General features: G+C 65.8%; 21 protein-coding genes and 4 tRNA genes. 11 read left to right on the forward strand and 14 right to left on the reverse strand.

Translation table 11 applies throughout. The features are described 5' to 3' along the window. Positions 1 to 34 precede the first annotated feature (34 nt). The 5 genes from BCEP18194_RS13520 to BCEP18194_RS13540 all read right to left on the reverse strand — a co-directional run bounded on the left by BCEP18194_RS13520 (position 35) and on the right by BCEP18194_RS13540 (position 4,875). Entirely contained in the window at positions 35 to 1,588 is a 1,554-nt protein-coding gene (locus tag BCEP18194_RS13520) for a sugar ABC transporter ATP-binding protein (protein WP_011351840.1), read from the reverse strand. Next, the gene (locus tag BCEP18194_RS13525) at positions 1,575 to 2,822 is read right to left on the reverse strand and encodes an ROK family protein (protein WP_011351841.1); all 1,248 of its coding nucleotides are present in this window, start codon (positions 2,820 to 2,822) and stop codon (positions 1,575 to 1,577) included. Before BCEP18194_RS13525 ends, BCEP18194_RS13520 begins: the two co-directional genes overlap by 14 nt. 366 nt (positions 2,823 to 3,188) lie before the next feature. Next, positions 3,189 to 3,275 (reverse strand) — tRNA-Leu (locus BCEP18194_RS13530). Between the two features lie 411 nt (positions 3,276 to 3,686). Then, positions 3,687 to 3,773: transfer RNA gene (locus tag BCEP18194_RS13535), tRNA-Leu, on the reverse strand. Between the two features lie 112 nt (positions 3,774 to 3,885). Next, the gene (locus BCEP18194_RS13540) at positions 3,886 to 4,875 is read right to left on the reverse strand and encodes an aliphatic sulfonate ABC transporter substrate-binding protein (RefSeq protein WP_011351842.1); all 990 of its coding nucleotides are present in this window, start codon (positions 4,873 to 4,875) and stop codon (positions 3,886 to 3,888) included. Between the two features lie 361 nt (positions 4,876 to 5,236). Here BCEP18194_RS13540 and BCEP18194_RS13545 point away from each other — a divergent pair, with 361 nt between their 5' ends. Together BCEP18194_RS13545 and BCEP18194_RS13550 are read left to right on the forward strand one after the other, a co-directional pair. After that, positions 5,237 to 6,799, forward strand: a complete 1,563-nt coding sequence (locus tag BCEP18194_RS13545) for a DHA2 family efflux MFS transporter permease subunit (RefSeq protein ID WP_011351843.1) — start codon at positions 5,237 to 5,239, stop codon at positions 6,797 to 6,799. Between the two features lie 97 nt (positions 6,800 to 6,896). Next, positions 6,897 to 7,334, forward strand: a complete 438-nt coding sequence (locus BCEP18194_RS13550; RefSeq protein ID WP_041492818.1) for a MarR family winged helix-turn-helix transcriptional regulator — start codon at positions 6,897 to 6,899, stop codon at positions 7,332 to 7,334. A gap of 69 nt (positions 7,335 to 7,403) precedes the next feature. On the opposite strand, the gene BCEP18194_RS13555 is transcribed toward BCEP18194_RS13550, so the two are convergent. Continuing rightward, a tRNA-Leu gene (locus BCEP18194_RS13555) sits at positions 7,404 to 7,490 on the reverse strand. A gap of 249 nt (positions 7,491 to 7,739) precedes the next feature. On the opposite strand from BCEP18194_RS13555, the gene rnr reads away from it, so the two are divergent. The 6 genes from rnr (at position 7,740) to BCEP18194_RS13585 (ending at position 14,960) form a co-directional block, all read left to right on the forward strand. After that, positions 7,740 to 10,226 (forward strand): ribonuclease R, encoded by a 2,487-nt coding sequence (gene rnr / locus BCEP18194_RS13560; RefSeq protein ID WP_011351845.1) that lies wholly within the window; start codon positions 7,740 to 7,742, stop codon positions 10,224 to 10,226. Between the two features lie 148 nt (positions 10,227 to 10,374). Beyond that, positions 10,375 to 11,118 (forward strand): 23S rRNA (guanosine(2251)-2'-O)-methyltransferase RlmB, encoded by a 744-nt coding sequence (gene rlmB, locus BCEP18194_RS13565; protein ID WP_011351846.1) that lies wholly within the window; start codon positions 10,375 to 10,377, stop codon positions 11,116 to 11,118. A gap of 97 nt (positions 11,119 to 11,215) precedes the next feature. Next, on the forward strand, positions 11,216 to 12,088 hold the full coding sequence (locus BCEP18194_RS13570) for an N-acetylmuramoyl-L-alanine amidase (protein WP_011351847.1): 873 nt from the start codon (positions 11,216 to 11,218) through the stop codon (positions 12,086 to 12,088). 92 nt (positions 12,089 to 12,180) lie between these two features. Further along, positions 12,181 to 12,876: a ribose-5-phosphate isomerase RpiA gene (gene rpiA, locus BCEP18194_RS13575; RefSeq protein WP_011351848.1), complete on the forward strand. Its 696-nt coding sequence runs from the start codon at positions 12,181 to 12,183 to the stop codon at positions 12,874 to 12,876. Positions 12,877 to 13,155: 279 nt separating this feature from the next. Next, entirely contained in the window at positions 13,156 to 13,872 is a 717-nt protein-coding gene (locus BCEP18194_RS13580; protein ID WP_011351849.1) for a FadR/GntR family transcriptional regulator, read from the forward strand. Positions 13,873 to 13,973: 101 nt separating this feature from the next. Beyond that, positions 13,974 to 14,960 (forward strand): Gfo/Idh/MocA family protein, encoded by a 987-nt coding sequence (locus BCEP18194_RS13585; RefSeq protein WP_011351850.1) that lies wholly within the window; start codon positions 13,974 to 13,976, stop codon positions 14,958 to 14,960. Positions 14,961 to 15,012: 52 nt separating this feature from the next. Here BCEP18194_RS13585 and BCEP18194_RS13590 read toward each other — a convergent pair whose 3' ends face one another. From BCEP18194_RS13590 to BCEP18194_RS13620, 7 genes are all read right to left on the reverse strand, one after another. Continuing rightward, complete coding sequence (locus BCEP18194_RS13590) at positions 15,013 to 15,705, reverse strand: amino acid ABC transporter permease (RefSeq protein ID WP_006484207.1); 693 nt, start codon at positions 15,703 to 15,705, stop codon at positions 15,013 to 15,015. A 122-nt stretch (positions 15,706 to 15,827) separates the two neighbouring features. Then, positions 15,828 to 16,622 (reverse strand): cystine ABC transporter substrate-binding protein, encoded by a 795-nt coding sequence (locus tag BCEP18194_RS13595; protein ID WP_011351851.1) that lies wholly within the window; start codon positions 16,620 to 16,622, stop codon positions 15,828 to 15,830. 100 nt (positions 16,623 to 16,722) lie between these two features. Continuing rightward, positions 16,723 to 17,760: a quinone-dependent dihydroorotate dehydrogenase gene (locus BCEP18194_RS13600; RefSeq protein ID WP_041492819.1), complete on the reverse strand. Its 1,038-nt coding sequence runs from the start codon at positions 17,758 to 17,760 to the stop codon at positions 16,723 to 16,725. 98 nt (positions 17,761 to 17,858) lie between these two features. After that, on the reverse strand, positions 17,859 to 18,689 hold the full coding sequence (locus BCEP18194_RS13605) for an arginyltransferase (protein WP_011351853.1): 831 nt from the start codon (positions 18,687 to 18,689) through the stop codon (positions 17,859 to 17,861). A gap of 33 nt (positions 18,690 to 18,722) precedes the next feature. Further along, a complete protein-coding gene (aat, locus tag BCEP18194_RS13610; protein ID WP_011351854.1) occupies positions 18,723 to 19,487 on the reverse strand; it encodes a leucyl/phenylalanyl-tRNA--protein transferase in 765 nt (254 codons plus the stop codon). 11 nt (positions 19,488 to 19,498) lie between these two features. Further along, positions 19,499 to 20,044 carry an NUDIX hydrolase gene (locus BCEP18194_RS13615; protein ID WP_011351855.1) on the reverse strand — a complete coding sequence of 182 codons (546 nt, stop codon included), beginning with the start codon at positions 20,042 to 20,044 and terminating at the stop codon, positions 19,499 to 19,501. Positions 20,045 to 20,214: 170 nt separating this feature from the next. After that, a tRNA-Met gene (locus BCEP18194_RS13620) sits at positions 20,215 to 20,291 on the reverse strand. A gap of 197 nt (positions 20,292 to 20,488) precedes the next feature. Between BCEP18194_RS13620 and BCEP18194_RS13625 the strand changes: the two genes are divergently transcribed. The 3 genes from BCEP18194_RS13625 to BCEP18194_RS13635 are packed head-to-tail and all read left to right on the forward strand — an operon-like array spanning position 20,489 to position 22,514. Continuing rightward, on the forward strand, positions 20,489 to 20,986 hold the full coding sequence (locus BCEP18194_RS13625; RefSeq protein WP_011351856.1) for a heme-degrading domain-containing protein: 498 nt from the start codon (positions 20,489 to 20,491) through the stop codon (positions 20,984 to 20,986). 9 nt (positions 20,987 to 20,995) lie between these two features. Next, entirely contained in the window at positions 20,996 to 21,328 is a 333-nt protein-coding gene (locus BCEP18194_RS13630) for a DMT family transporter (protein WP_374101787.1), read from the forward strand. Between the two features lie 31 nt (positions 21,329 to 21,359). Further along, positions 21,360 to 22,514 carry an enoyl-CoA hydratase/isomerase family protein gene (locus BCEP18194_RS13635; RefSeq protein WP_041492820.1) on the forward strand — a complete coding sequence of 385 codons (1,155 nt, stop codon included), beginning with the start codon at positions 21,360 to 21,362 and terminating at the stop codon, positions 22,512 to 22,514. Positions 22,515 to 22,633: 119 nt separating this feature from the next. Here BCEP18194_RS13635 and BCEP18194_RS13640 read toward each other — a convergent pair whose 3' ends face one another. Then, a complete protein-coding gene (locus BCEP18194_RS13640) occupies positions 22,634 to 23,062 on the reverse strand; it encodes a hypothetical protein (RefSeq protein ID WP_006484223.1) in 429 nt (142 codons plus the stop codon). Positions 23,063 to 23,266 lie beyond the last annotated feature (204 nt).

Genomic DNA, 23,266 nt, shown 5'->3' on the forward strand with positions numbered 1-23,266 from the left:
CCTGAATGTAAGAAGGAAATGAAAAGGGCGAGGCTCAGTGCGCGTCGGCGAGCTCGGCTTGCGAGCCGGTGGCGAGCGCGATGATGGCTTCCTGCGTGATGGGTGTCTGCGTGTAGCCGCCGAGTTCTCCGGCGATCTCGCCTTCGCGCATCACGAGCACGCGGTCGGCCACACCGATGATCTCCGGCAGTTCGCTCGAGATCACGATCACGCCAACACCGGCCCGTGCCAATTCGTTGATGATCCGGTAGATCTCGGATTTCGCGCCGATGTCGACGCCGCGCGTCGGTTCATCGAGGATCAGCACGCGCGGCTTCGTCTCGAGCAGGCGCGACAGCAGCACTTTCTGCTGGTTGCCGCCCGACAGCGCGCCGACGTTGACGTTCGCATCGGGTACGCGGATCGACAGCGATGCAATGGCGTCGCGCGCGCGTTCGGCGCCGCGCGCGAGGTCGAGCGAACCGAGCCGCGCGTCGCGGTTGCAGACCGAAATGTTGATGTTGTCGCGCACGCTCATGTCGAGGAACAGGCCCTGGCGCTTGCGGTCTTCGGTCAGGTAGACGAGGCCGGCATCGATCGCGTCGCGCGGCGAGTGCGCGCCGAACGTGCGTTCGCCGACCTTCACGTCGCCGCGCACGCGCGGTTCGGCGCCGAAGATCAGCCGCGCGAGCTCGGTGCGGCCCGCGCCGACGAGCCCCGCGATGCCGAGCACTTCGCCGGCGTGCAGGTCGAGGCTGCAGCCGCGCACGCGTGCGTCGTCGGCGATGTCGCGGACCGACAGCAGCAGGTGGCCGGGGTCGTACGGCGCGTGTTCCTTCTTGTAGAAGCCGGAGATGTCGCGGCCGACCATCATCGCGACGAGACGCTCGGCCGACAACGATGCGCGTTCGAGCGTGCCGACGTACGTGCCGTCGCGCAGCACCGACACCCGGTCGGACAATTCGTAGATCTCCGCCATCCGGTGGCTGATGTAGATGATCGCGAGACCTTCCTCGCGCAACTGGCGAATCAGGCGGAACAGGTGTTCGGTTTCGCGCGACGACAGCGGCGTGGTCGGCTCATCCATCACGAGGATGCGCGCACGGGTGTGCACGGCGCGCGCGATCTCGACGAGCTGCTGCTCCGCGATCGACAGCGTGTCGACGAGCGTGTCGGGACCGAACGACGCGCTCAGGCGCGCGAGCACGTCCTCGCAGCCGCGCGCCATCGCCGCGCGGTCGATCGTGCCCCAGCGCCGGTTGCCGCGCCGCAGTTCACGGCCGATGTAGATGTTTTCCGCGACGCTCAGGTTCGGCGACAGGCACAGCTCCTGGTAGATCACCGCGACGCCCGCATCGCGCGCGGCAAGCGGGCCGTCGATGTCGATGCGGGTGCCGTCGATCAGGATCTCGCCGCCGGCGTCGGCGCGGTACGCGCCCGACAGGATTTTCATCAGCGTCGATTTGCCCGCGCCGTTTTCACCCATCAGCGAGTGGATCTCGCCGGGATAGACGGTCAGGCTGACGTTGTCGAGCGCACGCACGGCCGGGAACGTCTTGCTGATTCCGCGCATCTCGAGCAACGGGCGGGGCGACTCAGATCGCGACATGGTTGACCTCCTGCGAGTCGGTGCGGGCGCCCTTGAGGATGCCGGCCCGCGGGGAGAAGTTGAAGAACATCGGCAGCGTGGCCGCACCGATCGCACCGGCATCGGCGCCGAACGTGCCACGGACGAGCACGGGCGTGCCGCGCGCTTCCGGGGCGGTGGCCACGAGCGCCGCGCGCAGGCGCGTCGTGACCGCGTCGAGCAGTCCCGCGTCGGTATCGGCGTCGATCACGACCACCGGCGCGTCGACCACGCACAGCACTGCACGCAATGCCGGCGCCAGTGCGTCGACGCAATCGTCGATCCATTCGTCGACGGCCGGCAGCCCGCGGGCGATGCACGCTTCGAGATCGGCCCGGTTGTCGACCGTCTCGCCGTGATGGCGCAGGTGACGCACCAGCGCGTGCAGCGACGCGCGCGCGAGCAGGATGTCCCACGGGCCGCGCGGCGGCGGCGCGGAAGCCAGCCGGCTCGGCGGCACGGGAATCACGGCGATGTCGCCCGCATTGCCGGTGACGCCGCGCAGGCAGTCGCCATCGATCGCGATGCCGCCGCCGATCGCCGGCCCGATGAACAGGTAGACGAAATCGTCGCACTGCCGGCCGTATCCGTAGAACAGCTCGGCGATCGCGGCCGCGTTGCCGTCGTTTTCGCCGAATACGGGAAGCGACAGCGTGCGACCGAGGTCGGCCGCGAAATCGACGTCTTCCCACGCACGGAATGTGTCGGGTGCAAGCCCGAGTTCGCGCATCCATGCGCCGAGGTTGTATGGCTGTGCGACGCCGATGCCGGTCAGGCGCGCGCGCTCGTGGTCGGGAAGCAGGGCCTGCATTGCGTCGATGTCGTGGCGGACGATCTCGAGCACGTCGGCGGGCGGCGGCAGCAGTGTGTCGTGCGAGCGGCGGCCGAGTACGTCACCCGCGAAGTTGACGAGTGCCGTTTCGATGCGCATCCGGTCGAGATGGACGCCAATGCCGAACGCGCCGCGAGGGTCGAGGCGGATCAGCGAAGCCGGCTGGCCGCGCTGGCCTTCGGTGCGGCCCGCGAATTCGATCAGCTTCGCGTCGGAGAGCGACGCGATGATGCTGCCGACCGCCGTTCCCGTCATGTTCGCCAGGCGGGCGAGGTCTGCCTTCGACGCGCTGCCTGCGCGGCGCAGCGTCTTCAGCAGCAGGCGCTCGTTGTAACGGCGCACGTTGGCCGAATTGCTTCCCTGGCCGAAGTGCGGGCTTCTCATGGCGTCTCCTTCCATGTCGCGCCGTTCGATGGCGCATTAAATAAATCACGTTGATTTATTTAACCGCGTGAGCGACGGCATGTCAGCCTAGGGAAATCCCGGTTTGGGGTGGCGGCAGGGATGGCGGTGTGCGGTGTCCGGAATCGGGGATGGAGTGCGGGGATCGAGACAATCAGGCGCAGGGCGGCTTGCGGGGTGATCCGCACCCCGGACAATGGGCCGTCGTCGGACTCGCCGCATGCCGTCACGGCTCGGTGGCCGCGCTAACCGAAGCGACTGGTTTGCTCTCGGAGATGGAGGGGAGATGCGTTTCCTGGGCTGGAAATGAAAAAAGGCCGGCTAAAAGCCGACCTTTTTAAAAACAGATGGTGCCCAGGAGAGGACTCGAACCTCCACGATGTTGCCACCGCTAGGACCTGAACCTAGTGCGTCTACCAATTCCGCCACCTGGGCACGTTTTGCAGTAGCTGCTTGCTGCAAAGAAGCGAAATTATAGCGCGTATTGCGAGGCTGTCAACAGAATTTGAGGTCGCGAACGAAAATAATTCGCAGACTTGTTCGGGAGGGTATCGGACGAGGTGCGCAAACGCCGCGGTGGCCGATGTACGTCGGCGAATTCGTGATTCCGGTTGCAGGCACGGGCACAACAATTCCGCAGTCGGGAGTGAAAAGAGGTCGACTGGAAGCTGGCCGCTTGGGAAAGCAGATGGGGATCAGGAGGGAGGAGGCTCGGTCACGCATGCGTGCTCCGGCCTCGCTTGCAAGTACAGCCTGCCGGGATCGCGCGAAGCGAGCAGACGCATTGCTTGTTTTGAGCCGGAAATGAAAAAGGCCGGCTAGAAGCCGACCTTTTTAGAAAACAGATGGTGCCCAGGAGAGGACTCGAACCTCCACGATGTTGCCACCGCTAGGACCTGAACCTAGTGCGTCTACCAATTCCGCCACCTGGGCACGTTTCGCTTATTACTGCAGTGCGAAGACCGCTATTCTAGCGTGTCGGCGGAGTCTGTCAACACAATTTCACTCAAGGCGATAAAAATATTGCCCCTTGCACGACGGATTCTCACGCGCCGACCGGATCAGCACGTTTCGCAACGAAATTCCAGCGCTGCGCCTGGCTCGTGTCGACGCGGGCAGGCAGTAGCCCGGCTGCGAGGAACGTGTCGGCGATCTTCTGCTGTTCGCCGAAGTTTTGCGCGACCACAGCACGAACGACATAGCTGCGCCGTGCGTTTGCGCGCGCGATCGTCGCCGCGTCGAGCCCCCAGATCGGCGCGAGCGTATTCGCGGCCTCCTGCGGGTGATCGCGCAGCCATGCGCCGGCCTGCGACAGCTGGTCGAACACGATCTGGACGACGTCGGGCCGCGCGGCGGCGAAACTGCTGGATGCGAGGTAGTAGCGCTGATACGACGCGAGTCCGTTGCCGTCGGCCAGAATTCGCACGTCGGGATTCCGGTCGACCGACGCGACATAGGGGTCCCACGTGATCCAGGCGTCCACGCTGCCACGCTCGAACGCCGCGCGGCCGTCCGCGGGTGTCAGGTAGTGGATCGCCGCATCGGCCGGCCCGAGCTTCGCGCGTGCGAGCGCGGCAAGCAGCAGGTAATGACTGCCGGCCGCCTTCGTGACCGCAATGCGCTTGCCCTTGAGATCGGCGAGCGTGCGCAGCGCGCTGTCCTGCTTGACGACGATCGCCTGTGCCTTCGGCGAAGGCGCCTCCTGCGCGACGTAGACGAAACGCGCGCGTGCGGCTTGCGCGAAGACCGGAACCGTATCGGCCACGTCGGCACTGAAATCGACGGCGCCGACGTTGAGCGCTTCGGTCAGCGGCAATCCGCTCGCGAATTCATGCCACGACACGCGCAGGCCGAGCGGTGCCAGTGCCTGCTCGAGCGCGCCGCGCGTCTTGAGCAGTGTGATGAGCGTCGACGACTTCTGGTAGCCGATGCGCAATACCTCGGGTGCGTTCTCGGCGTGCGTTCGGACGCCGGCGGCAGTCAGGCCGGCGGCCAGCATCACGCGCGCAAATGTGCGGCGGTTCATCGACGTCATGGGCTGTGCTCCTCGTGTCTGGTTCGTTGCATTGAAGCGAGCCGGCTAACGTACCAACGGGGCGAGCGGACGATAACCGATAAATTCTGCTATCGATCCGGCTGACGGGCATAAGGGCGGGGCGCACGGAATCGCGGCACGCCCATGCAGGTACAGGCGGGCGATCGATGCCTCCTGCTTGCATTTGATTGCATAGTCAAATATAGTCATTGCAGAAAATTCAGAGTCAGCGATTGGCGTTGACGCGGGCAACCCCCGCGCGTCGCGCCGATCGCTTTTTTTCCGTCATTTATCTGACTTGTCAGATATTTTTATTCGGCGCCGAAGCTGTTTGCGTGGCGCTCGATCAGAAGGACATCCGATGAAGCCGTCCGAAACCCCGGGTACGCCGGCGCCCCTGACCGGCGCCAGCTTCGCGCTGGGCACGCTCGCCGTGTCGCTCGCCACGTTCATGAACGTTCTCGATTCGTCGATCGCCAACGTCGCGATTCCAACCATTTCCGGCAATCTGGGTGTGTCCACGGACGAGGGCACGTGGGTCATCACGCTCTTCTCGGCGGCCAACGCGGTGTCGATCCCGCTGACCGGCTGGCTGACACAGCGGGTCGGGCAGGTGAAGCTGTTCGTCTGGGCCATCCTGTTGTTCGTGCTGTCGTCGGCCGCGTGCGGACTTGCGCCCAACCTCACCACGCTCCTCGCGGCACGGATCGTCCAGGGTGCGGTGGCCGGGCCGCTCGTGCCACTGTCGCAGGCGTTGCTGCTGGCTTCGTTCCCGAAGGAGAAGAGTTCGAGCGCGCTGGCGCTGTGGGGGATGACCGCGACCGTCGGGCCGATTGCCGGCCCAGCCCTCGGCGGCTGGATCACGGACAACTACAGTTGGTCGTGGATCTTCTACATCAATGTGCCGGTCGGGTTGTTTGCCGCCGGCGTGATATGGGCGCTCTATCGCAACCGCGAGACGCCAACCAGCAAGCTGCCGATCGACAAGGTCGGGTTGATTGCGCTGGTCGTGTGGGTGGCCGCGTTGCAGGTCATGCTCGACAAGGGCAAGGATCTCGACTGGTTCAATTCGTCGACGATCTGGATCCTGACCATCGTGGCGGTGGTCGGCTTCGTGTTCTTCCTGATCTGGGAGTTGACCGAGGCGCGCCCGATCGTCGATCTCAGGCTGTTTGCACAACGAAATTTCCTCGGCGGGACGGTGGCCATTTCGATTGCGTTTGCGGTATTTTTCGCGAATCTCGTGATCCTGCCGCAATGGATCCAGGGTTCACTCGGCTACCCGGTCATCAATGCAGGCCTCGTGACTGCGCCGCTCGGCATCTTCGCGGTGATCCTCGCGCCGGTGGTCGGCAAGGTGATGCCGAAATCGGATATGCGCGTGCTCGTCACGCTCGCCTTTCTCGGGTTTGCCGGTGTGTTTTTCATGCGCTCGCGCTATACGACGGGCGTCGATACATGGACGCTCATCGTGCCCACCTTGCTGCAAGGGATCCCGACGGCGTTCTTCATGACGCCGCTTACGTCGATCATCCTGTCGGGGCTGCCGCCCGAGCGCATCCCGGCGGCCGCGGGACTGTCCAATTTCGCGCGGGTGTTCATGGGGGCGGTCGGCACGTCGCTCGCGAGCACCGCGTGGAATGACCGCACGATCCTGCATCACGCGCGACTGGCCGAGCAGGGCAGCGTGAACAACCCGATCTTCGCGGGCGCGCTCTCCGGCGTGCAGAGTGCGCTGGATGCCGGTGCGCCGAAGGCGCTGACGTTCCTCGAGGCGACGCTGAATGCGCAGGCGACGATGCTGGGGCTGAACGATGTGTTCTGGCTGTCGTCGGTGATCTTCGTGCTGATCATCCCGCTGGTCTGGGTGACAAGGCCGGGCAAGGGCGTGGCAGCCGGGGCCGCGGCCGCCGGCGGGCACTGAGCCGGTGCAGGCGGTGCATGCAGGATTCCGCGTGCCTTGAAAAATCGTGATGTCGCAATTATTGTGTGGGTCAATAAATTGCGACTCAGCGAGCCCGATGGAACACTACACGCCGAAGAATTTCCTGCACACCGAAAGCGTGGGGTTCATGCTCGTGAAGGCGCGCAATCTGATCACGTCCGAGATGGATGCGGCGTTGAAGGATCTCGATATCACGGCGCAGCAAATGGGCGTCCTGCTGTCCCTGCGTACCGGCATTGCGGCGACGCCGTTCGAATTGTCGAAGCTGCTCGGCGTCGACACCGGGCTGATGACGCGCGTGCTCGACAAACTGGAGGGCAAGGGGCTCGTCGAGCGGTCGCGCAGCGTGAGCGATCGGCGGGTGGTGAACCTCGCGCTGACCGAAGCGGGGCAGGCGGTGGCCGCGCAGATTCCGGAGATCGCGCCGAAGGTGCTCAACGCCCGCTTGCGGAAATTCTCGAGGGCCGAGTTTGACGAACTGTCACGGCTGCTGCACAAGTTCATCGGCGAGTAAGCCGGGCGCCGTTTCCTGGCGCCGGAAATGAAAAAAGGCCGGCAAAAGCCGACCTTTTTTGAATACAGATGGTGCCCAGGAGAGGACTCGAACCTCCACGATGTTGCCACCGCTAGGACCTGAACCTAGTGCGTCTACCAATTCCGCCACCTGGGCACGTTTTGCAGTAGCTGCTTGCTGCAAAGAAGCGAAATTATAGCGCCCCAATTATTCGTGTCAACACTTTTTTGCGATGCATCGCAAACCGGGCTCCGCCGCGCCTGCAGGCGGCATTCCGGTCATTTGGCGACACAGGCGGGTGATAGAATGACCCGCCGCCGTCAATATAGAACTGTCTGAAGGACACCTCTATGTTGATGCCGTGCACCATCAATCAACGCAACGAGAACAACCATCGACAAACCCTTGAGCAAATATCCGTACCCCATTCCGAGCCGTGAAGAAATTCTCGGCGTGCTGCGTACGAGCGACGCGCCGCTGGCCGCCAACGACATCGCCGAAGCACTGTCGATCAAGCGTCAGGAGCGCGAGGGGTTCTTCCGGCGTGTCGCCGCGATGGAACGCGACGGCCAGATCCGCCTCGACAAGCGCGGCCATTACCAGTTGACCCATCCGTCGAACTTCGTCGCCGGGCGCGTGCAGGGGCATCGCGACGGCTACGGGTTCGTGATCCGCGACGACGGCCAGGACGACCTGTTTTTGCCGAACGGCGAAATGCAGAAGGTGATGCACAACGATCGCGTGCTCGCACGGATCGTCGGCTACGATCGTCGCGGCCGCCCGGAAGGGCACGTCGTCGAAGTCACCGAGCGCGCGAACAAGCGCGTGATCGGCCGCCTGCTCAACGAGAACGGCGCGCTGATCGTCGCACCGGAAGACAAGCGCATCGGCCATGACATCCTGATCACGCAGAACGTGAAGAAGGCGAAGGTCGGGCAGGTCGTCGTTGTCGAGCTGACCGATTTCCCGAGCCGCCATTCGCAGCCGCTCGGCCGTGTCGTCGAGGTGCTCGGCGACATCGACGATCCGGGCATGGAAATCGAAATCGCGGTGCGCAAGTACGGCGTGCCGCACGAATTCAGCCAGCCGGCGCTCGACGAAGCCGCCGCGCTGCCCGACAAGGTGCGGCCGACCGACCTGCGTTTCCGCGTCGACCTGCGCGACGTGCCGCTCGTGACGATCGACGGCGAGGACGCCCGCGACTTCGACGACGCCGTCTACTGCGAGCCGGTCAAGGTCGGCCGCGGCGACGGCTACCGCCTGATCGTCGCGATCGCCGACGTGTCGCACTACGTACAGCCGGGCAGCGGGCTCGATGCCGACGCGCTCGAGCGCAGCACGTCGGTCTACTTCCCGCGCCGTGTGATTCCGATGCTGCCGGAGAAGCTGTCGAACGGCCTGTGCTCGCTGAATCCGCAGGTCGACCGCTGCGTGCTCGCGTGCGACATGGTGATCACCGCGCGCGGCGAGATCAAGGCGTACCAGTTTTATCCGGCCGTCATCCATTCGGCTGCGCGCCTCACGTACACCGAAGTCGCGGCCGTGCTGTCGAACACGAAGGGGCCGGAGGCGGCGCGCCGCGCGGATATTCTGCCGCACCTGCAGGATCTGTACGGCGTCTACAAGTCGCTGTTCGCCGCGCGGCAGAAGCGCGGCGCGATCGACTTCGACACGACCGAGACCTACATCGTCTGCAACTCGCAGGGCAAGATCGAGCAGATCGTGCCGCGCCAGCGTAACGACGCGCACAAGCTGATCGAGGAATGCATGCTGGCCGCGAACGTCTGCGCGGCCGATTTCCTGAAGCGCAACAAGCATCCGGGCCTGTACCGCGTGCACGCGGGGCCGACGCCGGAGAAGCTCGAGAACCTGCGCGCGTTCCTGCGCGGCATGGGCCTTTCGCTCGGTGGCGGCGACAAGCCGCATGCGAGCGACTACGCGGCGCTGATGGCGCAGATCCGCGACCGGCCCGATGCGCAGATGCTGCAGCCGATGTTGCTGCGCTCGATGCAGCAGGCCGTCTACAGCCCGGACAACATCGGTCACTTCGGCCTGGCCTACGAGGCATACGCGCACTTCACGAGCCCGATCCGCCGTTATCCGGACTTGCTCACGCACCGCGCGATCTACGCGATCCTGTCCGGCAAGAAGTACACGCCGAAGGCGCCGGACGGTTTCGAGCTGAACACCGCGCTGTCGCCGCGCGCCCGCGCGATGCAGCAGGCCGACGACGAATCGCGCGGCCGCTCGCGCTCGAACACGGCGATCTGGGAAGAACTCGGCCTGCACTGCTCGGCGAACGAGCGCCGCGCGGATGAAGCATCGCGCGACGTCGAAGCCTGGCTCAAGTGCTACTTCATGCGCGACAAGCTCGGCGAGGAGTACGGCGGGATGGTGAACGGCGTCACGTCGTTCGGCATCTTCGTGCAGCTCGACACGCTCTTCATCGAAGGGCTCGTGCACGTCACGGAACTCGGCTCGGACTACTTCCAGTACGACGAGATCAAGAACGAGCTGCGTGGCGAACGCACGGGCATCCGTTATCGCCTGTCGGATCGCGTGCGCGTGCAGGTGAGCCGCGTCGATCTCGATGCACGCAAGATCGATTTCCGGCTCGTGCGCGATACGCCGGTGAAGGCGCCGCGTCCGTCGCCCGTGCCGGCTTCCGCGGGTGGCGGTGTCGACCGCGGCAATGGTCCGCGCGTACGCGCACTGCCGCAGGCGGAGGAGCCCGCGCCGCGCCGCAAGAAGGCCGCAAGCGCGCCGAGCGTCGCGGTGAATGAAGCGCGCGCCGCGCGTGCCGCCGCGAAGAAGAAGGGCGGCAGCGGCAGCGGTGGCGGTGCGGCGGCGAAGCCGACCGCGAAGAAGACACGCGCCCGCAAGAAGTATTGAGCGTTCGGGGCGGCGCCAGCGACCGCCCTGCAGTATCGAGAGACGCCGCGTCACCGGCCATCAGCCGGCAACGCGGCGCTTTCCTTTTCCATGGATCGCGGCTGCGCGCGTCGCGCGGTCGCACGTTTGATCGAAGGTTGTTCCAGTCATGTCACGTCTGAAGGTTCTTTACGGTTTTCATGCGGTGACCGCACGTTTGCGGCACGATGCATCGACGGTTGCGGAGGTGCTGTACGACCAGACGCGCCGTGACCGCCGGATGCAGGACTTCCTGCACACCGCGAAGGAAGCGGGCGTGCGGCTGATCGCGGCCGACGAAACGCGCCTGTGGGGCCTCGCGCATACCGAGCGTCACCAGGGCGTCGTCGCGCGTGTCGAGGACATCCCGCTCGCACAGAACCTGTCGGAGCTGCTCGACGGCATCCAGGGCCCGGCGCTGCTGCTGGTGCTCGACGGCGTCACCGATCCGCACAACCTCGGCGCGTGCCTGCGTGTCGCCGATTCGGCCGGCGCGCACGCGGTGATCGCGCCGCGCGACCGTGCGGTCGGCCTCAACGCCACCGCGGCCAAGGTCGCGAGCGGCGCGGCCGATACGGTGCCGTACATCACGGTGACGAACCTCGCCCGCGCGCTGCGCGAGCTGAAGGAGGCCGGCGTGTGGATCATCGGCACGTCGGACGAGGCATCGGCAACGCTCTACGAAACGAAGCTCGACGGCCCCGTCGCGCTCGTGATGGGCGCGGAAGGCGAAGGCATGCGCCGGCTGACGCGCGACACCTGCGACGAAGTGATGAGCATTCCGATGGCCGGCAGCGTGGAAAGCCTGAACGTATCGGTCGCAAGCGGCGTGTGCCTGTACGAAGCCGTGCGCCAGCGGCGCGTGAAGGGCTGACACAGCCCGTCCCGCGCGCCCTGCGCGGGCCTCGAATGACCCGAACGACGCGTGCCGCGATCCGATGTGGCACGCGGCTCTCCGGAGCTCGCGACCGATGACCCTGTTACGCGTTGGTGCATCCTGCGCCGTGCTGTGCCTGCTGGCCGCCTGCACGTCGCCGTCGCTCGTCGAACGCGGCACCTACTACGCCGACACGAGCCTGCACGCGCGCGGCGCCGATTCGCGGGTCCGCTTTCTCGTGATGCATTACACCGAAAGCGACGAGGCGAAATCGCTGCGCACGCTGACGGGCGATTCGGTCAGCGTGCACTACGTCATCCCGCCGCAGGCGCGTATCGAGCGCGGGATGCCGGTCGTCTACCAGCTCGTTCCGGAATCGGAGCGCGCGTGGCACGCGGGCGTCAGCGAGTGGCAGGGCACGACCGAGTTGAACGCGGTGTCGATCGGCATCGAGAACGTGAACCGCGGGCCGCTTGATCCGCAAAACCGCACCTGGCAGCCTTATCCGCCCGAACAGGTCGCGGCGCTGACCCGGCTGTCGAAGGACATCGTCGCGCGCTACGGGATTCCGCCGACGCGCGTGGTCGGACACAGCGACATCGCGCCACAACGCAAGATCGATCCGGGGCCGCTGTTTCCGTGGCATGCGCTCGCCCAGGCCGGCGTCGGCGCGTGGCCGGACGATGCGACCGTGACCGCGCGGCTCGGCGGTCGTGATCCGCATGCGCCGGTCGACGTGCGCGAACTGCAGCTCAAGCTCGCGCGCTACGGTTACGACTTGGCCACCGATGGCGTGCTCGACGCCCGCACGCGACGCGTGTTCGCGGCTTTCCAGATGCATTTCAGGCCGTCCGGCTATGCGGGCAACCCGGACGCCGAAACCGACGCAATCGCGCAGGCGTTGCTCGACAAGTACTTCCCCGGCACGCAACCGGCGGACAACGCGCCCGAGGCGGGCGCGCCCTGAGTCCACAGCGCACGGCACCCCGAAAAACGCGGGGCGGTCATCCGAGTCCGGTAAACTGGCGGTTTTCCGCAATCCCGCAGCATTACCACTCCATGACTCAAGACGAACTCAAACGCCTCGTCGGCCAGGCCGCCGCTGATTACGTGATCCAGAACGTGCCGGAAGGCGCCGTGATCGGCGTCGGCACCGGCTCGACTGCCAACTGCTTCATCGACGCGCTCGCCGTCGTCAAGGCCCGCTATCGCGGCGCCGTATCGAGCTCCGTCGCCACGACCGAACGCCTGAAGTCGCACGGCATCAAGGTGTTCGACCTGAACGAGGTCGACTCGCTGCAGGTGTATGTCGACGGCGCCGACGAGATCGACGCGAGCGGCGCGATGATCAAGGGCGGTGGCGGCGCGCTGACGCGCGAGAAGATCGTCGCGTCGGTGGCCGATACGTTCGTCTGCATCGCGGACGCCAGCAAGCGCGTGCCGGTGCTCGGCGCGTTCCCGCTGCCGATCGAAGTCGTGCCGATGGCGCGCACGGCGATCGGCCGGCGCGTGACCGCCCTCGGCGGCGTGCCGGTGCTGCGCGTGACGAAGGACGGTGCGCCCTACATCACCGACAACGGCAACGAGATCATCGACGTGAAGGGGCTGCAGATCGCCGATCCGCGTGGTTTCGAAGCGCAGGTGAACGCATGGCCGGGCGTCGTGACGGTCGGCCTGTTCGCCGAGCGCGGCGCGAATCTGTGCTTGCTCGGCACGGAAAACGGCGTTGAAACGATCGTTTATTCGGCTAATTGAAAGATACGACAAGCAGTCCGTAATGACGTGTCACATGTCGTAATGGACTGAATGTTTAAATCTTGTGGAAATCGGGGCCCGGTAGGCGCAATGCGCTTCCCGGGCCTTATTTTTAGCCGTATAAATCACCCCGTCAAAAAGAGGGATAACCCTGTCAGGTGTTTACCAGATAGCGAAATATCCTCGAACTCATCAACTTATAGATCATAAGAACAGTCGTAACCAGGGCCGGCGGAACTGCGGAGCAGGTGTTCGCAAATCGACGCACGGGGAGGTGTCATGGAGCAGGGCAAAGACCGGTCACTGGTCGCCAAAGTGATGGATGGGCTTGTCTCGGGTATCGTCGAAGACAAGTACGGCGGCATCTTGCCGCCGCAGGACGTGCTGTCGAAAGAGTTCGATGTGAGTCGCACCGTGATGCGGGAAGCGCTATCGATGTTGCTTGCGCGCGACATGCTCGACGTGCGACCGAAAGTCGGCACGCGCGTGCGGCCGATGCGCGACTGGCGGATGATCGACGAAGACGTGGTGAGCTGGCGATTCCGGGCGAAACCCGATCCGCAGTTCATGCGCGACGTCATCGAATTCCGGATGCTGATCGAGCCGCGCGCAACCGCGCAGGCGGCGGTGCGTGCAACGGCTGCCGACATCGCGGGCATCCGCGAAGCGTTCGATGCGTTCAAGGTGCTGCAGCCGGGCGACCCCGGCTACGACACGGCGGACGAGTTGCTGCACACGCGCATCGTTCAGGCGAGCGGCAACCAGTTTTTCCAGCAGATGGCGGCGATCGTGCGCGGTGCGGTGCGTCTCGTGAATCCGCGTGTCGTGCAGAAGGAAGGTGCGCACGAGATCGTGGTGAAGGCACATGCGCGTGTGGTCGACGCGATCGAGCGTCGCGATCCGCGCGAAGCCGAAGCCGCATCGCTCGCGCTGATCGATTTCAGCGCCGACGAAATCTCGCGCGATTTCTCCGTCGACGTGCCTATGCGCGCCTGACGCTGCGCGTGTCGCTCATCCGTGTGCCGCCGGGCCGTTTATCATGACGACCGGCCGGCAGCGTGCCGGCCACCGTCATACGACCGACACGGAAGATCAGGATGAACGACAACGACCATCGCCCGGTGCGCTTCGGCATCGTCGGCGCAGGCAGCATTGCGCGCCGCTTCGCGCAAAGCCTCGCTCACGTGCCGGGCGCCACGCTCGCCGGTGCCTGGGCCCGCCGCACCGATGCCGCGGCAGCCTTTTGCGGAACGCACGGCGGTACGCCTGCCGAGAGTCTCGAAGCACTCCTGGCGAGCGATATCGACGCGGTTTACATCGCGACGCTCCATGACAGTCACGCGCAGTACACGCTGGCCGCGCTTGCTGCCGGCAAGGCCGTGCTGTGCGAAAAGCCCGCGACGTTGAACGCGGCGCAGCTCGACACCGTGCTGCGTGCGGCACGCGACGCCGGGCGGCTTTTCATGGAAGCGATGAAGCCGCCGTTCTTTCCGTTGTACCGTCAGCTGCGCGCGCATCTGCACGACGATCCGATCGGCGAGATCCGGCTCGTGCGGGCAGGGTGCGCGTCGTCGTCGGTACCGGACGACCACTCCGTCTATCGCCTCGATCGCGCGGGCGGCGCGCTGCTCGATATCGGGATCTACGAGACGTTTCTCGCGGTCGACTGGCTCGGCGCAGCGCGCGACGTGCAGACGCTCGGCCGCGTCGGCGCTACGGGTGTCGACCTGTTCGCCAGCCTGAACAGCGTGCACGCGAACGGCGGGATCGCGCAGCTCTTTTGCGGGCTCGACGTGATGGGGCGCGGCGACGCGCTGATCGCCGCGGCCGGCGGCCACGTGACGATTCACGAGAAGTGGTGGAATCCCGCGCGTGCGACGATTCGCTATGCGGACGGGCGCACCGTCGAACTCGATGCGCCGGTCGACGGTGGCGGGCTGAACTACGAGACCGCGCATTTCTGCGACCTGCTGCGCGCGGGCAAGACCGAAAGTCCGATCATGACGCACGTCCATTCGCGGCAGATGATCGCGATGACCGATGCCGCGCGAGCGGCGCTCGGCGTGCGTTATTCGGGGGAGTAAGCGGGAAGCGGGGTGCCGGGCGCGCGCGAGCGGCCCGGCGGACGGCGTGCGCTCAGTGCCGCGACGGCAGCGACAGGCGCTTTTCGTACCAGCGCTGCACCCATTCGAGGATCTGGCACAGGATCCAGTACACGGCCGCGGCGGCGAGATAGAGCGGCAGCGGCTGATAGGTCGCCGCGATCACTTCCTGCGCGCTGCGCAGCAGTTCGGTCACGGTGATCACGGACACGAGCGAGGTGTCCTTGATCAGGCTGATCAGGCTGTTCGACAGGCTCGGCACCGCGATGCGCAGCGCCTGCGGGCCGATCACGTAGCGCAGCGTCTGCCCCCACGACAGCCCGAGGCTATACGCGGCGAGCCATTGGCCGCGCGCGATCCCGTTGATCGCGCCGCGCATGCTTTCCGACATGTAGGCGGCGACGTTCGCCGACAGCGCGATGACGCCGGCGGGCGTCGGGTCGAGTGAGATGCCGAGGCTCGGCAGCCCGTAATAGATGACGAAGATCTGCACGAGCAGCGGCGTGCCGCGCATCAGGCTCACGTACGCGCGTGCCAGCCACGCGAGCGCGTTGACCCAGATGCGTTCGAAGCCGTCGAGTGCTTCGCTTTGCCGGATGCCCATCATCGCGAGCACGACGGCGCCAAGCAGGCCGAACACCATCGACAGCACGGCGAACTTGACGGTCAGAACGGCGCCCTGGGCGAGCACCGGCAGCGATTGGACGAGCAGGGACGTTGTCGACATGGAATACGAATCGAATGTGTGCGCGAAAGCGCAATCATAAACCGGACGAATAAAACAAAGGGCGGCATCGTTACGGATGCCGCCCTTTCCGGCCCGCCGTCAGGCGGGAAATGCAGGCGTGCTTACTTGATCGGCTTCGTCACGTCGATGCCGAACCACTTGTCCGAAATCTTCGTGAAGGTGCCGTCGGCTTCGAGTTGCGCCATTGCGTCGTCGATTGCCTTCTGGAATTTCGGGTTGCCCTTCTTGAACGGGATGCCCGACGGGTTCGCCGAGCCGACGTTCGCGCCCGGGCGCAGCGGCAGCTGCGAATTCTTCGTCAGGTACGCGAGCATCAGGCGGTCGTTGAGCGCCGCGTCGAGACGGCCGGCCGCGAGGTCGCGCAGGTACTCGGGGGCGCCCGGGTACGTCTTCACGTCGATGCCCGGCACCGACTTCGCCATGTCCATGTAGTTCGTGCCGAGCGCGACGCCGAGCTTCTTGCCTTTCAGGTCTTCAAGCGACTTGAACTGGCGCGTGTCGTCGTTGCGCTGGATCAGCTGCGCGGACGAATACGTGTACGCCGGCGAGAAGTCGAGCGTTTCCTTGCGCTTGTCGGTGATGCCGACCTGGTTGGCGATCACGTCGAACTTGCCTGCCTGCAGGCCCGCGATGATGCCGCTCCATTCGGTCGTCACGAATTCGGCCTTCACGCCGAGCTTGGCGGCCACGGCCTTCGCGATGTCGACGTCGAAGCCGACGAGTTCGCCTTGCGGGTTCTTCGAGTTGAACGGCGGGAACGTGCCTTCGAGCCCGACCCGCAGCGTGCCGCGTTGTTTCACCTGGTCGAGGAGGTCGGCCGCATGCGCGGTGGCGGCAGCGAACGACGTGCCGATCAGGCCGGCAACCAGCAGCTTCTTCAGCAGCGCAATCTTCATCGTGTGTTTCCTTGCCCTGTCCGGGTCATTGATTCTGATAACGGGGTCGATGATAGCAAAAACGCAATCGACCACTAAATACCGTTTGTTTATGCCTATATTACGCGGTGCGTTCGCGAGCGATGGCCTTCACGCATTCCGAGACGAGCGCGGGGCCGCGATAGATGAAGCCCGTATAGAGCTGCACGAGCGCCGCGCCGGCCGCGAGCTTGGCCCGGGCATCCTCACCCGAGAAAATGCCGCCGACCCCGATGATCGGCACTTCGCTGCCGACTTCGGCGTGCAGCTTGCGGATCACCTCGTTCGACGCGTCGAACACGGGGCGGCCGGACAGGCCGCCGGCTTCGTCCGCATGCGGCAGGCCCTGGACGGCCGCGCGCGACAGCGTCGTGTTGGTGGCGATGACCGCCTCGATCTTGTGGCGCAGCAGCGTGTCGCCGATTTCCTTGACCTGTTCGTCGTCGAGATCGGGCGCGATCTTCAGCGCGAGCGGCACGAGCTTGCCGTGCAGGTCCGCGAGGCGCTGCTGCTTGTCCTTCAGCGCCGCGAGCAGCGCGTCGAGCTCGCCCGCGCCCTGCAGCTGGCGCAGGTTCTTCGTATTCGGCGACGAGATGTTGATCGTCACGTAGCTCGCGAACGGGTACACGCGCTCGAGGCAGTACAGGTAGTCCTCGGCAGCGCGCTCGATCGGCGTATCGGCGTTCTTGCCGATGTTCAGGCCGAGGATGCCGCGATAGCGGGCGGCCTGGACGTTCTTCACGAACTGGTCGACGCCGTGGTTGTTGAAGCCCATCCGGTTGATCAGCGCTTCGGCCTGCGGCAGGCGGAACATCCGCGGGCGCGGGTTGCCGGGCTGCGCGCGCGGCGTGACCGTACCGACCTCGATGAAGCCGAAACCGAGCGCCGCAAGGCCGTCGATGGCCGCGCCGTCCTTGTCGAGGCCGGCCGCGAGGCCGACCGGGTTGCGGAACGTGAGCCCCATCACGGTGCGCGGCGCGTCGGGCACGCGGGCCGACAGCGCGCAGGCAAGGCCCGTACGGCCGGCCGCGCCGAGCGCGCGCAGCGTGAGGTGGTGAGCGTCTTCCGCATCCATCTTGAACAGGGATGCGCGGGCCAGCGGATAGAGGGAACTGAACACGGGAATTGGGCGGACAGCCGGAATGAATGACAACCCGCTATTTTACCGGGAGTTGGGCGGCAGGGGCGCGCTTCGCTTCGTCATCCCCGCGGCGCGCGTCAGCCCGAGCCGGAATGCCCGCCCGGCAACGGTGCACGGGCCAGCGCCGCGTCGACGGGCGGCAAGTCGATCCGTTCCGGATCGAGTATCTTCCAGCGGCCGTCGATCAGCCCTTCGAGCGGGTGGAAGTTCGCCTTGTAGGCCATCTTCGGGCTCTCGCGGATCCAGTAGCCGAGGTACACGTAGGGCAGGCCGAGGCTCTTCGCCTGCTCGATCTGCCACAGGATGTTGTAAGTGCCGTAGCTCGTGTGCTGGTCGTCGGGCTCGAAGAACGTGTACACGGACGATAGCCCGTCGCCGAGGATGTCGATCATGCTGACCATGCGCAGCTTGCCGGGTTCGCCGCCCGGGGCGTCGAGGTCGCGGAATTCGACGAGGCGCGAGTTGATCCGGCTCTGCAGCAGGAATTGCTCGTACTGGTCGCGGCTGTCGCGGTCCATGCCGCCGCCCGCGTGGCGCGCCGACTGGTAGCGCATATAGAGCGCGTAGTGCTCTTCGTCGTAGTGCAGCGGCGAAACCGTCGCGACGAGCGTGCGGTGCCGTTTCCACATCCGGCGCTGCGTGCGTGACGGCGCGAATGCGTCGACGGGGACGCGTACCGGCACGCAGGCACGGCAGCCGTCGCAGTACGGACGATACGTGAAGACGCCCGAGCGCCGGAAGCCGGCCTTGACGAGTTCGGTGTAGATGTCTGAATTGATCAGGTGGCTCGGCGTCGCGACTTGCGAGCGCGCGACGCGGCCGTCCAGATAGCTGCACGGATAGGGCGCCGTTGCATAGAATTGCAGCGCCGAAAGCGGTGAAAGCGGCAGCTCAGTCGGGTGAGTCATGGGCAGCTCTCGTTGCAGGGAGGGAGGGCCGCGCTAGCGCTCGATCCCGGAGGGGGCCGCCGCTTCGGCGCGGCCCGTCAGCGCGGCGAGCACGCGCTTGTCGAACTGCCACGGAATCGGCGGTTCGGCTACCGCGCTGCGCACGTGAGCGACAAAGGCCTTGCGTGCGATCTCGCGGCCGCCGAGCGACGCTAGATGCGACGTATTCTGCTGGCAGTCTATCATTTCCAGCCCCTGCTCGCGAAGGTGAGCGACGAGCGTGGCCAGCGCGATTTTCGATGCGTCGGTCGCGTCCGCATACATCGATTCGCCGAAAAACATCCGCCCGAACGACACGCCGTACAGGCCGCCGACGCGCCGCCCGTCGTGCCACGTTTCGATGCTGTGCGCGTTGCCGGAGCGGTAGAGCGACGTGTACGCGTCGATGATTTCAGCCGTGATCCACGTACCGCGCTGCCCGCGGCGCGGCGCCTGCGCGCAGGCGCGCATCACGCCCGGAAAGTCGTGGTCGACGCGCACTTCCCATTCGGGCTCGCGCAGCACGCGCTTCAGTGTCTTGCGCAGCGAAGGCGACACCTTGAATTCGGCCGGCACGAGGATCATGCGCGGATCGGGGCTCCACCACAGCACGGGCTGGCCGTCCGAGTACCACGGGAAGATGCCGCGCAGGTAGGCGTCGATGAGGCGCGACGGCAGCAGGTCGGCGCTCGCGGCGAGCAGCCCGGGCGCGCCGGTCGCGGGACCGAGCGCGCGTTCGATGGGCGGAAACGGATCGTCCGGGCCGAGCCAGGGGACCATGGGGCGGGGGCTCAGCCGTTGCGCAGCGAGCGGAAGATATCGCCGGTGTGCACGCCGTAGTCGCCCGCGGCGCGATCGGCGAAGAAGAATCGCAGGGTCTGGCTGACGGTCGGGAACGCGATCTCGTCCCACGGGATGTCGGCTTCGTCGAACAGCTTCACTTCGAGGCTTTCCTCGCCGGCTTCGAACGCCGGATCGGTGAGCCGCGCGAGGTAGAACAGGTGGACCTGGTGCACGTGCGGCACGTTGAGCAGCGTGAACAGGTTCTGCACCTCGACGCGCGCGCCGGCTTCCTCGAGCGTTTCGCGTGCGGCAGCTTCAGCCGTCGTCTCGCCCATTTCCATGAAGCCCGCAGGCAGCGTCCAGAACCCGTAGCGCGGTTCGATCGCGCGGCGGCACAGCAGGATCTGATCGCCCCAGACCGGGACCGTGCCGACGACGTTGCGCGGATTCTGATAGTGGATCGTGCCGCAGTGATCGCAGACGAAGCGCTCGCGGTTGTCGCCCGGAGGAATGCGCGCGATGACTTCGTGACCGCAGACGGAGCAGAATTTCATGTCGAGTGGAAGGGACGAGGTGATGCGAGTGTATCACCGGGGCGCGGCATTCTTGAACGCCTGCGCGTGCAGGCCGCGTGTCGCGCGAAGCGGGGCGGGGAGTGCGACGGAAAAACAAAAAGCCCGGCACAGGGCCGGGCTTTTTGCGTAATTTGCGTAATTCTGGACGTTGGTTGCGGGGGTAGGATTTGAACCTACGACCTTCGGGTTATGAGCCCGACGAGCTGCCAGACTGCTCCACCCCGCGTCCGTCGAAGAAATGAATTATAAGGAGTAACCCGCATGCGTGCAAGCGTTTTCTGACAATTTCTTGTCGTTGCTTGTGGGGCCGGTACCGCGGGTGCGTGCGCTAGAATCGAGCGGTTTGTTTCGTTTATTCGGCAGCGGGGCCGTGCGCGATCGCTTCGGCGCTGTTGCGACTCTCATTACTGTATCGACGGATTCATGGACATCGCTCACGATCTGCAATCGATCGGCGCGCAGGAACAGGCGCTTGTATTTCCCCATTTCGACCCGGCCCGCGCGTGGGCGCTCGGCAACCGGATGCACGCGCTCGCGACGTCGCGCGGCCATGCGATCGCAATCGACATCGTCACGTTCGGCCAGCCGCTGTTCTACGCGGCGCTCGCAGGAGCCACGCCGGACAATGCCGACTGGGTGCGCCGCAAGCGCAACGTCGTCGCGCATTTCCGCCGCAGCTCGTACGCGATCGGCCTGCGCATGCAGCAGGCGGGCGCGACGCTTGCCGACAAGCACGGGCTGCCGATCGCCGAATATTCGCCGCATGGCGGCTCGTTCCCGCTGACCGTCGCCGGTGCCGGCGTAATCGGCTCGATCACGGCGTCGGGGCTGCCGCAGCGCGCGGACCACGAATTCGTCGTCGAGGCGTTGTGTGCCGAGCTCGGCCACGACTACGCCGTGCTGGCCCTCGCCAGGAGCTGAGCGATGCAACTGCCCGGTTACGCATGGCTCGCGATCGCGATCGTCGCGGAAGTGATCGGTACGTCGGCGCTGCGCGCGGCGGACGGTTTCACGCGCCTCTGGCCGTCGTTGCTGGTCGTCGCCGGCTACGGCATCGCGTTCTACTGCCTGTCGCTCACGTTGCGCACGATGCCCGTCGGCATCATCTATGCAGTCTGGTCGGGCGCGGGCATCGTGCTGATCACACTCGTCGCGATGCTGCTCTATCGCCAGGTGCCGGACCTGCCGGCCGTGATCGGCCTCGGCCTGATCGTCGCCGGCGTCGTGGTGTTGAACCTGTTTTCGAAGATGCAGGCGCACTGAGCGTGCGACTGCCATTTGCCGGATGACCCTCATGACCGATTCCACTTCCGCTGCCGTTTCCGCCGAATCCACTCAGCCCGATGTACGCGCGTATGTCGCGAACCGCATCGGCTTTCTCGAACTGAACCGGCCGAAGGCGCTGAACGCGCTGTCGGTCGGCATGATCCGGCTGATGCAGCAGGCGCTCGACGCGTGGCGCGACGATCCCGAGGTCGTCGCGGTCGTCGTGCACAGCCCGCATCCGCGCGCGTTCTGCGCGGGCGGCGACGTGCGCTTCTTCCACGATGCGTGGCAGCGCGGCGACCGCGATGCGGTCGACACGTTCTTCATCGAGGAATACACGCTCAACCACACGATCTTCGCGTATCCGAAGCCCTATATCGCGCTGATGCACGGCGTCGTGATGGGCGGTGGCATGGGGATTTCGCAGGCGGCGCGGCATACGGGCGGCCTGCGTGTCGTGACCGACTCGACGAAGATGGCGATGCCGGAAACGCGTATCGGCCTGTTCCCGGACGTCGGGATGAGCTGGTTCCTCGCGCGCACGCCGGGTGCGATCGGCCGCTATCTCGCGGTGACCGGCGCGACGCTCGACGCGGCCGGCGCGCTGTACGCGCAGCTCGCCGACGTCTATCTGCCCGATGCCGCACTGCCGGCGCTGCTCGATACGCTGCGCAGCGCGCGTATCGACAGCGGCGAGCAGGCCGTTGCGTGCGTGGCCGAGGCAGCCGCCGCGCACAAGGTCGTGCCGACCCCCGACACGTCGGCGCTGGCCGACGCGCGTACCGGGATCGACCGGCATTTCGCGCAGCCGGACATCGGCGCGATCCTCGCGTCGCTCGACGCCGACCAGGATTGCGCGGCCGTCGACGGATGGATCGAGAAGGCGACCCATGCGATGCGCGAACAGTTGTCGCCGTTGTCGATGGCCGTGTCGCTGGAAGTCGTCGAACGCGCACGCGGCGCAACGATGGCCGACTGCCTGCGGCGCGATCTCGATCTCACGCGCTCGACGTTCGCGCGCGGCGACGTGATCGAAGGCGTGCGCGCGCTGATCGTCGACAAGGACCACCAGCCGGTCTGGCGCTTCAAGTCGTCCGCCGATATCGATCGCGCGGACGTGCTCGCGATGTTCGACAGCCCGTGGGCGCCGGACACGCATCCGCTGCGGAATCTGCAGGACTGACGCCGGTCGGACTGACCGAAGCGCGAGCTGGAAACGAAAAGGCCGCCTGCACATGCAGGCGGCCTTTTTCATGGATGTCGACCGGTTTGGGGGCGACGAGCGTGGCGCTTGCGCCCGCGTTACTCGTCGCCTGCGTCGTCCGACATGAACGCACGCATGAACACGAGCGCGCCGAAGCCCCACACCGCGTTCGCCGCGAAGCCGGCCGCAAGCACGGGCATCATGTTGCCCGACGGCCAGATGCCGCGCAGCGGATCGATCGCGAATACGCGGGCGGCCGTCAGCACGATGCCGCCGAACACCAGCGCGCCGATCCACGAGGCTTCGCGTTCCGGCGAGACGCGCAGCAGCCACGCCATCGGGATCGCGCAGCACGCGCTGATCAGCGCATTCGCGACAAATTCAGGAATGCCGAGCGGCGCGAACGGCTGCGTGGAGAAGCCGGTTGCGGCGATCAGGTCGGCCGTATGAAGGAGTGCGAGCGTAGCTTCGCGGAAGAACAGGGCGGCCAGGAAGCCGGACAGGAATGGCAGGATGACTTTCTGCATCGATGAGTGCACCGCAGGCGCGCACGGCCGGGGCCGTCCGCGCGGAGTTATTCGGATAGGTGCGTCATTATAGGGCCCGCCCGCCGCGATATTCGCTCCAGCGTCGTGCTAATCACGAAAGCGGAAAACCTAAGCTCAAAAAAATCGTTCCAAAGCCCTGCACCGATCCCTAGACTGATTTCCCAGAAACAGCCGTGCAATCGC

Origin of the sequence: Burkholderia lata (assembly GCF_000012945.1) — a bacterium.
GTDB classification, from domain to species: domain Bacteria; phylum Pseudomonadota; class Gammaproteobacteria; order Burkholderiales; family Burkholderiaceae; genus Burkholderia; species Burkholderia lata.